Origin of the sequence: Psychrobacter sp. AOP31-B2-9 (assembly GCF_052378005.1) — a bacterium.
Taxonomy (GTDB): domain Bacteria; phylum Pseudomonadota; class Gammaproteobacteria; order Pseudomonadales; family Moraxellaceae; genus Psychrobacter.
Window position 1 is genome coordinate 1 of sequence record NZ_JBQSXG010000004.1, and the last position, 11,701, is coordinate 11,701.

Here is an 11,701-nt window from a genome sequence, read left to right on the forward strand (position 1 = left end):
CATCTTGCTTCGGCTGTCACCCTTCTTTTATTACTCCAGCATACTTTTTGATACACCACCATAGTTTGTTATTAAGCGTATCTACTATAAAAAAAATCAGCACGAAGTAAAAGAGCGAGTGACGGTTTCCTACAAAGGACTAACAGGCTGTAACGTCATTCTCCTTAAAAATCAGACCAAAAAAAGCCCATTATTTTAAGTAATGGGCTTTTTTTATTTAAGCGTAAAGATGATTTGTCTATTTAAAATAGCTATTTTTTATCATCTAAATACGTGCTTACTTACTGGGCAGCTGCGTCTGTTTCTGCATGTTCGTGCTCGTGCTCGTGTTCATCACCTTCAGCATGTGCACTGTCGTCAGCACCCCAAATTTTTGGATATTTATAACCTGGGAAAGTCTCATGAGCATATTTTTTAAAGGCTTCTGAGTTATAAGCGTTGGTAACGTCCTCGACCCATTTTTTGCCAGTATCAGCAGATTTAATAGCAGACCAGTTGACATAAGCAAAACTAGGTTCTTGGAACAGCGCTTCGGTCAGATCGATGCCAGCATCTGTTGCATAGTTACCGTTGATGACGGCAAAGTCTACTTCGTCACGGGCGCGTGGTAACTGAGCGGCTTCTAGTTCAATGATATCGATATCGTATTTGCTGTTATCAGCGATGTCAGATTTTGAAGCTGTTAGTGGATCGATATCATCTTTTAGTTTAATCCAACCAAGATCATCCATCATAACCAAAGCGCGCGCAAAGTTACTTGGATCGTTTGGTGCAGAGACACTCATGCCTTTATAAGCGTCATCAAAAGAGGTCTTTTTACCTGAGTAGATACCAAGTGGTGCGGTTGGTACTTGGAAGACTTCGACCAAATCAAGATTGTTTTCTGCTTTGAAGTTATCAAGATAAGGCTTATGTTGGAAGATGTTGATGTCCAAGTCACCTTCAGCCAATGCCAAGTTAGGGCGTACGTAATCAGTAAATGGAATCAGCTCAACTTCGTAGCCTTGTGCTTCAAGCGAGCCTTTTACTTGGTTACGTACCATGTCAGCAAAATCACCTTCGGTCGTACCGATAATGATTTTTGTATGATCAGGATCGATGTCATTTGCCGCAGTTTCTGCTGTTGAACCTTCGGTTACCGCTTCTTGACTCGCTTCTGGCGCTGATGAATTACTACAGCCAACTAAGACTAGACTTGATACGCCAACTGCCGCAAATGCTGTGGCCAACTGACGGCTGATATCTGTTAATTTCATTGAATTTCCTTAATAAAGGTATGATGTAAAAGGTTAAATAGCGACCATTAAAAAAGCAACATTATCAATAGTAATGCTGCTGAGTTAACGGCTGTTAAGTTAGTAACAAAATTAAAGGGTCTCAGTAACAAAGTCAAGCTTTTTGCTTAGGATAAATTGGCATCAAACCTTGAATATTATTCATATTAGCATTAGCTCAGATGGCCCTTACTCTGACACTATTCTATTTTTGGATAAAGGTTTTAGCGTTTATCCAAACGAGTAGCCAACCAGTTACCAGTGGCTTGAATAGAAATCACCATGATTGAAAGGACAATCACGATAAATATCATTACTTCAGTTTGATAACGATAATAGCCGTAGCGAATGGCCAAATCACCCAAACCACCACCACCAATCATACCAGCCGCTGCTGAGTAAGAGAGTAGGCTGATGCAAAGAATCGTCACTGACAGCACCAGTCCTGAGCGAGCTTCATTAAGTAGGACTTTAATGATAGTAAAAGGACGGGCTCCCATAGATTCGGTGGCTTCGATAATACCGCGTGGTACCTCACGTAAGTTTTGCTCGACCAAACGGGCAAAATAAAACGAACCAGCAATGGCCAATACCAGCGATGCAGCTATAGGGCCGATGCCTGTGCCTACAATCGCTTTTGTAAAAGGACTCATGGCAATCATTAAAATGACAAATGGGAAAGCACGCATAAAGTTGGTAATGCCACCTAGCACACCATATAGTGTCTTATTTTGCAAAAACTGTCGATCACTGGATAAAAACAAGAATACCCCAAACAGCCCACCAATAATTATGGCTACTGCTGTGGATATACCAAGCATAATAAAGGTATCGATAAAGGCATCGATAATTTCTTTGCGCAGAGCCAACAGTTTGTCTATAGAGGCGGATAATCCACTATCAGTTAACATATTTATTTCTCCTGCCTCTCATTAGTCTTCGTGCACTAAGCCTTGGCCAATTGTGGTGGTTGCTTCAATCAGACCTTCTGTTACGTTTGCCACTTCCAATAGTTTCCCTTGATGCAGTAATGCTGCGCGATCACAGAGTCTACGAATGACACTCATCTCATGGGTTACGATGACAATGGTCACACCAAGCTTCTCATTGATATCACGTAAGCAAGTCAGTAAGCTGCGGGTCGTTGCAGGATCAAGCGCACTGGTGGGCTCATCGGCTAGTAGTACTTTTGGACTTGGCGCAATGGCACGGGCAATACCAACACGTTGCTTTTGTCCACCTGATAGCTGAGCAGGATAGTGGCCAGCACGGTCGGTTAAGTCTACAATCGCTAGGCATTCCATCACACGTTTATGAATATCACGACTTGGATAACCAGAAATTTTTAAGTTAAATGCTACGTTGTCAAATACAGTCTGGTTAGACATGAGATTAAATTGCTGAAATATCATACCGATATTGTGACGAGCGATACGTAGCTCACTGGCAGACAAAGTCGTTAAGTCGGTACCATCGATGATGACTTGACCTGAATCTGGACGTTCGAGCATATTAATCAGACGCAATAAGGTGGACTTTCCGGCACCAGAGTAGCCCATTAGGCCAAATATTTCACCTTGTTGGATAGACAGTGACGTTGGCTCGACAGCAGTAAACCAATGTGGTTTGCCGTTTTTGTCCTTGATTGATCGGTCGCTTAAAAAGCTTTTGGTCACATCGTTTAAGACAATCATGTCATTCATGGAGGGCTCAAAATTTAATAATTTTTTAATAGTCATGAACGTGTTGTTTTGCTTCTACTTGCTACTTAAGAAGCCAATTAAAAAAACAACTGTTAACAACCCTATAATAAGGGGCGTTAATATAGCATATTATTAGGCACTTTGGATATGCGCATCCGTGACAGGCTTATGAACAGTAGCTATTAGCCAGTCATAATAGTATTGAGGATCGTTGAACACTGAAGCTAAGATTCTGCCAGTGGGTAACACATGCTATCAAGGTAATAGCGTGATTGGCCAAAGCGTTCATTTCAAAAATAGTGATAAAAATGATCGTCAAACAAGCAAAATAGCGAAAATGGTATCTGGATATTGACCAGTTATTTGACGATGTTTGGCAAGGTTTAGCTATTTTTAGCCCATTTAGATGACTATCGAGTGAATGGGAGATACACCTTAATCGTTCTGTTGGTAATTTGGGTCATGCTTAACGGGTATGATAACTAAAAATCTAGTATGACCATTCAAGGTATCGGTGAGGATGCGTCCTTGATGGGCAGTAACAATTTGTGATACCAAAGATAGACCAAGACCAGAGCCTTTATTTTTTTGCTGTAAACGCACAAATGGACTGAATACTTCTTCACGTTTGTCTTCCGGAATACCTGTACCTTCATCAATGACTGACAAAACTGCATATTTTGGTAGGGGATGTACAGGTTCTGCTTTGGCTTTTTTCATGTGTTTGGCAAATAAGCCTTCTTTACGCGGAGTGTTTAAAGCCTCAGTAGTGTTGGGAGCATTGTTTTTAGAGTCGTCTTGTGTATTCGTACTATTTTTAGGGCTATTACTGTTAACGGTTGACTCAATAATTGCTTCATCAGATTTTTTGTTTTTAACGTTTTTGTTTGTTGAGCTATCTTGAGTATCAGGAACAGCCTTCCAAATAGATTTTTTAATCTTAGCAGTCAATTCATTGGTAAAGCGATGATAATTAGCGCTCAATAAAGGTTCATTAATAGTACTCGATGTGTTTTCATGAGTGGCTAAATTTTTAGTAGCGTTTGTCTCAGATGTATCCTTGTTAGTGCGACTGCCTAATAACGCTACCTCAGCCTCATGATCTGCGGCATCGGTATCAGTATCGGCAACAATAGTTTCACCATTTTTATAAATAAGTGGTGCGGGTAGTGTAGCGATCGAATCTGTTGTTTCAGTGTTGCCGTTGTCACTAGTGGTTGATGTATTATTTAGCGGCACAGTATTTTGTACACTGCCGTCATTAGTATCAAGTGGCTTATCATAAGATTCAAAATCCACACCATTACAATCAATGAAGCCATCACAAAGCACTGTTTGTAACAGATAATCAGGAATGATGCCAGCCTCATCAATCATCTGCACACCGTACAATAATACCGTTACAGGTGGTTTGCCATGCAGCATTGCATTGGTCAATAGATTACGAATTAAGTGAGTCAGCATCGCTGCTTGCCCATCAATAGTAACATGCTCACCAATTAACGTAGCTTCAGGATAGTGTTGGCGCTCTTGATTGACTAGGTCGTATAAGTCTAAACGTTCAACTTGTTGTAAAGCGTGACCTGCATCCATACGGCTGACTAATAGGATGCTCTCTACCAAATCGTTAAGTCCTGATAAGTCACGATTGACTGCCTGAGCCCGCTTATCAAATTTTGCTTTTGTGTCAGATGGTAAAGCATTAGTGAGCATATCCATCATTTCGATCTGTAAGCGAATACGAGTAATGGGCGTACGTAGCTCATGAGAGGCATGTGCTAGTAGTAAATTATTGGCATCGATGAGCTGTTCGATTTTTTGGGCGGCTTGATTGAATCCACATGCCAATGAAGTGATTTCATCATTACCACTAACATTAACTCGTACCGTAAAGTCACCATCACCCAATTGTGTCATTTGCTGGCTCATTTGATTGATGCGCCAAGTAATGGTACGAGCAATCCACCATAATACGCCCGCCATGATGAATAGCAGTAGTAATGTACCAGTGAACAAATTCAGTGCAGAAGAGAGTACGGGTTTTTTTGGAGGTAAGCGTGATTCATATAACAGGGTATAGCCAGTGCTGCTATAAACTTGAGCTTGTTGAGTAGGAGCTTTTTCTGCAAATGAGGGAAAAGCACGTGATAACAAAGAAGGAGGAGGTGGCAGCTCTAGTGGTAAATCACTGTTATCTGTTTGCATCAACAAGCGACCTTGGCTGTCATATAAGCCCATCTTGGCTTGCAATGACTCATCAAAAATATCAAAGCTTTTTTTGACCACTGCCAGCATGAAGCGGGACTGTAAGCGATTGTCTCGGCTAACAGAGTTATTGAGCTCATGCAAAAATGGGTCTATTTGTCCCAAAATTTGTGTGGCTAATACTTCTGAGCGAATACTTGCATCTTTGTCATGCACAAGCTGCGCTAATAGCACCATAGCGACTGCAAATAGCGTAAGTGCTAGCATGACGCTGGCAAATAACTTGGCAAATACGGAACGAAAACCCAATTGCTGCATTAAACCATCTCTATTATTAGACGCTTATATCGACCCATGCTATTTGACCTACAAATCAAATAGCATGGTTGTTTTTCGATTGGTTAGCTGTTTTTTACGATGATCAAACTTGATCGGTGGCAAATTGATAACCAACACCGCGTACTGTAATAATGCGTTTTGGTTGGCGTGGATTGTCTTCAATCAAAGCTCGTAGTCTTGAAATATGGACGTCAATAGCACGATCGATGTTGTCTGAGCTATCATCATTTGGCATGGCTTGCCAAAGCTGCTCGCGATTTAGTACTTTACCAGAGTGAGTAGCAAAGTAATGCAGTAATTGAAATTGATGCGTTGTCAAACGTACAGGCTCGTCATCGATGGTTACTTCATGACTATCAGGGAACACACTTAAACGACCGAAAGTTAAACTGTCTGACTGACTGTCTGCTTGATTGGGTTGCTCGTGGCGACGAATCACTGCACGAATACGTGCTAGTAGTTCACGTGGCTCGAAAGGTTTAGCGATATAATCATCAGCACCCATCTCAAGACCTAATACGCGATCTGTCGTATCTCCTTTCGCTGTTAGCATGATAATTGGGATTTTATTGGTCATGTTATTCTTATTACCACGAATTTTTTGACACACCTGCATACCATCCATATCAGGTAGCATCAAATCAAGGACAACCAAGTCTATATCGCGTTCTTTAGTGTCTAATAAGTCAAGTCCTTCTTGACCAAGACCTGCATGATGTACATCGTAATAATTCATCGTTAGGTAGTCACTGATCAACTCGGCTAAATCAGGATCGTCTTCAATCAATAAAATTTGCTTACTCATGGGTTGTCCTCTAGTTGTTGTTATGGTTCGTAAAAAGTCTAACGTGCTGTCATGTATTACTTATGATCAATACATCAATGATGTTTAAATGTTCAAGGATGCAAACCGTTAAGCCTCTAAGATTGAAAAAAATATAATGCTCTATGACATATGGCTATATTGCCTAATTAAGCTGTTACAAAACAAGATAGACTTTGTTAATGTTTCTATACAATGTAACAGTCTGTGTTGAAGACTATGAAACCTTGACTATCTTGCCATTTGAGCTCACCGGTAAGTCAGCCAGACAAATCAAACTGTCATTACTAATGCCTGCAATCAAATATTGGTTGGTATCAGGATTATACTCGACCACTTCAATAGGCTGTTGCTGCAATCGTTGATCTTGTCCAATAATCCAAACATTAGCAGTTAATGGCATAAGTGGTTTATATGGTGGCGTTTGTAATTCTGTCAAGTCAACATCGTGCAGGGCACGCTTAGGCACAGTAGTACCTACATCTATTTGACCATAATTAACTCGTCCTGTTGCTTTCATATTAGATGATAACTTATCACTACCTACTTCGTTATCAATCACATCTACATTAACTAAGAGTTTTTTTGGTTGACTGGTTATGGTTAGTTTACTGATTTGTCCAGTAAATTTTTCTGACATATTTTCAACAGTGAAATTGACCGTCTGGCCTACTGAAAGCTGCGGTTCAGCTTGGACTGGTAGGATTGATGTAAAGTATAAATGAGTTTCATCGTTAAACGTTAGCAGCGGCGTTCGAGCCTTTAGCGTTTGATTTACTTTGGCATATAGGTCTTCTACGCGCCCTGAAAAACTAGCATAAACAGTCGTTAAGCCGTACTGATTTTGTGAGCGTTTTGGGCTGTTATTACTATTTATTTGCTTATCATGAGCGTTGATGTCGGCATTATCTACTTCTATCGCTGAGTTCGCTGTTGCCGGGCTTTCTGTATCAACGGGGTTACTCTTTTCGGTTGTGTCACTATTATTTGTCGTAGTCTCTGCACGTGTCACGTTTGCATCGGTACTTTCAGTATTTTTTGGTTTGATATTAGCTGTATCGCTAGTCAACTCGGTATGCTGAATGGGAGTCTCTTGTTCAGAGTTATCTGATTGTGAGGCAGACTCTTCTGATGTATTGGGTAAGTTCGCTGTTTGTGCTTCTGTGTTTAGACGTCGAACAATGAGTAACGGCGTACCTTTTTCTACCCATTGACCTTTAGTAACTAATACTTTTTCTACGTTGATTGGGTATGCTGTGATGAATGTGGTTTGTCTTATAGGTTTGATCTTACCTTGTAAGCCAAGACTGGGCTGGTAACGTGAGGATTTTATGCTTAAAATATGGTCAGGTGTGATGGTTACGCTATCATTGGTGATGACCACTGGCGCATCTACTACTGTACTGTCTTCGTCGGCAGTATTCTCATCAACAGGTAGAGGCGGCTGACAGGCAATAAGCAGCAAAACGCCTGATAAGTAGCTACTGGTTTTCAATATTCTGGAAGCTGTCATAACACTCACCTTAGTAATCATTATTTTATTATATAGTGAATTGTATAGAGGTGAAATGATCATTAAACACTTATCTAGACTTATGAATATATGGCAATTAAAATAAATAAGTATCAAAAATAACAGTAATAGCGTTTCAGATACACTTTTATATTACCAGTCAGTTTGAATATTGATTCGATTATGACTGGAAACGGGCCGATAATTGTGCTAAAAACAACTTTAGTATAGAGAAAGTTTGATACATATTTATTACAATATAAGATTATTCAGCAATATTTTTATCGTTTCTATATAATGTAGAAATATCATGAAGTTGATGATTATTCTGATTTGAACTTTCTATGCTCAGATAGCAATTATCATGGTCAGTAGGGACGTGCTTTTGGTGAAATCAAAACAATCCGGATTTTTAACCGTTAAAGTCAGACAAAACTGTCTGTTCAAAAAGCTAAAAATTAGGAACGATTTTGTAAGCTTATTAATAAAAAAGTGCGTATAGTAACCTATGCTGATAGCATGTTTAATAGGTAAATGTTGACAGATGGTAGGTTCACTGTCATAACACATGGCAACACAAAATTAGCGGCTCGTATCAATCCAATAATAAATGGTATGACACGTTGACGTCTTGTGTTGATAGATAGTATTACGAATAAATAGTCGTTTATAGGACAATGATAATGGAAAATGATTTTGATGGTTTGAAAGTGATGGTAATTGATGACTCAAAAACCATTCGCCGTACTGCGGAAACACTGCTACAAAAAGCTGGTTGCGAAGTAGTGACTGCTATTGACGGCTTTGATGCTTTAGCAAAGATTGTTGATAACAACCCAGATATTATTTTTGTTGATATTATGATGCCACGTTTAGATGGTTATCAGACTTGTGCATTGATAAAAAACAATCCTGACTATGCAAACAAACCAGTAATTATGTTGTCATCTAAAGATGGCTTATTTGATAAAGCGCGTGGTCGTATTGTTGGTTCTGACGAATATTTAACGAAACCATTCAGCAAAGACGAGCTGTTTGAGGCAATCAATCAATACCGTTAGTACAAAAATTGCTAATAATAGCCATGGAATATGTACCTTTGTAAGTGAAAATCTGGATATACGATTTTAGTTGGTATGATTTTTGCAATTTTTTGAGGCTGGGTTGATAGATTTAAAAACCTAATATGAGTGACAATTTACAATAATTGCTCAATATTCAATAACAACTGTTGAGAAATGAATACTACTATTTTTGGTAAATGATTTTACTCGGGTTGTATCAATAATATAACAACATATCCTTTTGGGTATTATTCGAAAATAAAGGAAATTTCTATGACTACTGTTTTGGTCATTGACGACTCACCATCTGAGATGGCGAAGTTTCGCGATATGCTTGCTCGACATAGCTTTCAAATTTTAGAAGCGACAAATGGTGAGCAAGGTTGTCAAATGGCTGCCGATCACCTGCCAGATGTCATCTTGATGGATGTGGTTATGCCAGAAATGAATGGTTTTCAAGCCACGAGAAAAATTACTCGTGGTAAAACCACTGCTCATATCCCTGTGATTATGATCAGTACCAAAAACCAGGAAACAGATAGAGTTTGGGGCAAGCGCCAAGGCGCTAAAGAATATATGAACAAACCGGTTGAAGAGAATAGCTTGGTTGATATCATTCGCAAAGTAACGGAGTAGCTTGTGGCTTCCAGAGGGTTTATTGAGCTTCTGCGTCTAGCAGATTTAGCACGTGCGCGCAAAAGTGGTCGCCGCGGTGGACAAGAGTATGACTGGCAAGGTGTGGTGTTTGAAATTGGTGGACAACGCTTAGTTGCACCAATGGGTCAGATATCAGAAGTATTAGCCATGCCAGAGTATACTAGCTTGCCTTTAGTAAAGCCTTGGATGCTAGGTATCGCCAATATTCGTGGACGGCTACTGCCCATAACAGATTTATCCAAGTTTCTGCAGGTCCCTAGTCGTTTGACGCAAATGAGCCAACGCAAAGTTATTGTCATCGATCATGACAATCTTTTTTCGGGTCTGGTAGTAGATCATGTTATTGGTATTGAGCAGTTTACACATGACCAATACAGGGCAGAGGCAATTGAGCCTAACTCGCCCTTTGCCCCTTATAATCATGGTAAGTTTTTTAAAGATGAGCAAGACTGGTATGTTTTCATGCCAAGTTTACTCGCACAAGACAAGCAGTATACTGATGCTGCAGTATAGTTATTAATAACAGATATCTGGCTGTTAGCGCTATGATGACATAGTAGCGAATGACAGAATACGGTTGGATGTCAACATTCACACAGGCTTTGTTAATCACTGTTGTTTTTATAACAATAAGATTGTCAAAGTCAATCAAGATCAGACTTTGATGATTGTTTGAAAGGAATACGCACGATGAGTGATGTTATAAAAAACCCTGCAGCTGGTACGCTTAATACAGCAGCACTTAGCAAAGATGCTAATAGTGAGTGGAAATTATTATTAGTACTTTTTGCTTCGATAAGTGTGGCTTGTTTGATTTGGTTGGGCAGCTCCTTATCATCAGTGAGTCAATATTTCCCTGATTTTAATCAGTCTGTTGTCTTGCCAGTAGTTGTATTTGTGATAGGTGTATTAGGAATCTTATTTGCGTCGTATCAGCTACTGAAACAGCGCGGTGGATCAGAACGATTACTTATTGAAAAAGAAACGTTGCGTCGTCGTCAAGAAGCAGAAACAGAGTCTGAACGAGCACGTCAAATTCAAGAAGAGAACGAACGTAACCAGATAGCTATTTTGCGCTTACTTGATGAATTAGGCGATTTAGCAGAAGGTGATTTGACCGTTAATGCAACTGTATCAGAAGATTTTACTGGTGCTATTGCTGACTCAGTGAACTTTGCGATTGACCAATTGCGCCAATTGGTACTGGTTATTAACAATACCGCTGACCGTGTTTCGCAGTCTTCAGATCAGACGCAGATGAATGCGGTTGAGCTTGCTGAGGCATCTGAGCATCAGGCACAAGAAATTGCTGGTGTATCAGCCGCTATTAATGAAATGACGATATCAATTGACCAAGTGTCAAATAACGCTTCGGAATCTGCGACAGTTGCTCAGCGTTCAGTTGCTATTGCTTATAACGGCGCAGATGTTGTACAGCGTTCTATTGAAGGTATGAACGTTATTCGTGATCAGATTCAAGAGACATCAAAACGTATCAAACGTCTTGGTGAGTCTTCGCAAGAGATTGGTGATATCGTTAGTTTGATTAATGACATTGCTGACCAGACTAACGTTTTGGCATTAAACGCTGCTATTCAGGCATCGATGGCTGGTGAAGCAGGTCGAGGCTTTGCGGTTGTTGCTGATGAGGTTCAACGTCTTGCTGAACGTTCAGCCAATGCAACCAAACAGATTGAAACATTGGTAAAAACCATTCAGGCAGATACTAATGAAGCAGTTGTGTCAATGGAATCAACGACTTCTGAAGTTGTACGTGGTGCTCGATTAGCTAAAGATGCTGGTGAAGCACTAGAAGAAGTACAGAGCGTTTCTAATACGCTGGCTGACTTGATTCAAAACATCTCAAATGCGGCTTTACAACAAGCTGAGTCTGCAGGCCATATTTCTCACACGATGAATATCATTCAAGATATTACGTCGCAAACTTCATCTGGTACGATGGCAACTGCACGTTCTATTGGTGAGTTGAGTGAAATGGCAGCAGCGCTTCAAGAGTCTGTGACTGGCTTTAAAATATCAGATGATGATGAGTCGTTAGATGGCGAAACATCAGATACAGAATAAACATTATAAGTAGATGTGCAATGATAGGCTCTAGCATT

At 40.0% G+C, this 11,701-nt stretch carries 9 protein-coding genes and 1 pseudogene; 4 read left to right on the forward strand and 6 right to left on the reverse strand.

The features are described from left to right. Positions 1-281: 281 nt before the first annotated feature. From ACT3SX_RS00935 to ACT3SX_RS00960, 6 genes are all read right to left on the reverse strand, one after another. Entirely contained in the window at positions 282-1,256 is a 975-nt protein-coding gene (locus ACT3SX_RS00935) for a MetQ/NlpA family ABC transporter substrate-binding protein (RefSeq protein WP_225739084.1), read from the reverse strand. Positions 1,257-1,498: 242 nt separating this feature from the next. After that, positions 1,499-2,185, reverse strand: a complete 687-nt coding sequence (locus tag ACT3SX_RS00940) for a methionine ABC transporter permease (RefSeq protein ID WP_192518553.1) — start codon at positions 2,183-2,185, stop codon at positions 1,499-1,501. Between the two features lie 21 nt (positions 2,186-2,206). Beyond that, positions 2,207-2,977, reverse strand: a complete 771-nt coding sequence (locus ACT3SX_RS00945; protein WP_192518552.1) for a methionine ABC transporter ATP-binding protein — start codon at positions 2,975-2,977, stop codon at positions 2,207-2,209. 435 nt (positions 2,978-3,412) lie between these two features. Then, positions 3,413-5,500 carry an ATP-binding protein gene (locus ACT3SX_RS00950; RefSeq protein ID WP_442069488.1) on the reverse strand — a complete coding sequence of 696 codons (2,088 nt, stop codon included), beginning with the start codon at positions 5,498-5,500 and terminating at the stop codon, positions 3,413-3,415. Positions 5,501-5,603: 103 nt separating this feature from the next. Beyond that, a complete protein-coding gene (locus ACT3SX_RS00955) occupies positions 5,604-6,326 on the reverse strand; it encodes a response regulator transcription factor (RefSeq protein WP_192518550.1) in 723 nt (240 codons plus the stop codon). Between the two features lie 235 nt (positions 6,327-6,561). Beyond that, entirely contained in the window at positions 6,562-7,857 is a 1,296-nt protein-coding gene (locus ACT3SX_RS00960) for an efflux RND transporter periplasmic adaptor subunit (protein WP_192518549.1), read from the reverse strand. A 683-nt stretch (positions 7,858-8,540) separates the two neighbouring features. Between ACT3SX_RS00960 and pilG the strand changes: the two genes are divergently transcribed. From pilG to ACT3SX_RS00980, 4 genes and pseudogenes are all read left to right on the forward strand, one after another. After that, positions 8,541-8,918 (forward strand): twitching motility response regulator PilG, encoded by a 378-nt coding sequence (gene pilG, locus ACT3SX_RS00965; RefSeq protein WP_192518548.1) that lies wholly within the window; start codon positions 8,541-8,543, stop codon positions 8,916-8,918. A 276-nt stretch (positions 8,919-9,194) separates the two neighbouring features. Next, on the forward strand, positions 9,195-9,557 hold the full coding sequence (locus tag ACT3SX_RS00970) for a response regulator (RefSeq protein WP_192518547.1): 363 nt from the start codon (positions 9,195-9,197) through the stop codon (positions 9,555-9,557). Positions 9,558-9,560: 3 nt separating this feature from the next. Beyond that, entirely contained in the window at positions 9,561-10,091 is a 531-nt protein-coding gene (locus ACT3SX_RS00975; protein WP_192518546.1) for a chemotaxis protein CheW, read from the forward strand. 519 nt (positions 10,092-10,610) lie between these two features. Beyond that, positions 10,611-11,663: pseudogene (locus ACT3SX_RS00980) on the forward strand (methyl-accepting chemotaxis protein); the annotation flags it as partial. Positions 11,664-11,701 lie beyond the last annotated feature (38 nt).

Excerpts from the sequence above, each read along its gene's own strand:
- ACT3SX_RS00935 (WP_225739084.1), bottom strand. The coding sequence starts at position 1,256 with ATGAAATTAACAGATATCAGCCGTCAGTTGGCCACAGCATTTGCGGCA.
- ACT3SX_RS00940 (WP_192518553.1), bottom strand. The coding sequence starts at position 2,185 with ATGTTAACTGATAGTGGATTATCCGCCTCTATAGACAAACTGTTGGCT.
- ACT3SX_RS00945 (WP_192518552.1), bottom strand. The coding sequence starts at position 2,977 with ATGAATGACATGATTGTCTTAAACGATGTGACCAAAAGCTTTTTAAGC.
- ACT3SX_RS00950 (WP_442069488.1), bottom strand. The coding sequence starts at position 5,500 with ATGCAGCAATTGGGTTTTCGTTCCGTATTTGCCAAGTTATTTGCCAGC.
- ACT3SX_RS00955 (WP_192518550.1), bottom strand. The coding sequence starts at position 6,326 with ATGAGTAAGCAAATTTTATTGATTGAAGACGATCCTGATTTAGCCGAG.
- ACT3SX_RS00960 (WP_192518549.1), bottom strand. The coding sequence starts at position 7,857 with ATGACAGCTTCCAGAATATTGAAAACCAGTAGCTACTTATCAGGCGTT.
- pilG (WP_192518548.1), top strand. The coding sequence starts at position 8,541 with ATGGAAAATGATTTTGATGGTTTGAAAGTGATGGTAATTGATGACTCA.
- ACT3SX_RS00970 (WP_192518547.1), top strand. The coding sequence starts at position 9,195 with ATGACTACTGTTTTGGTCATTGACGACTCACCATCTGAGATGGCGAAG.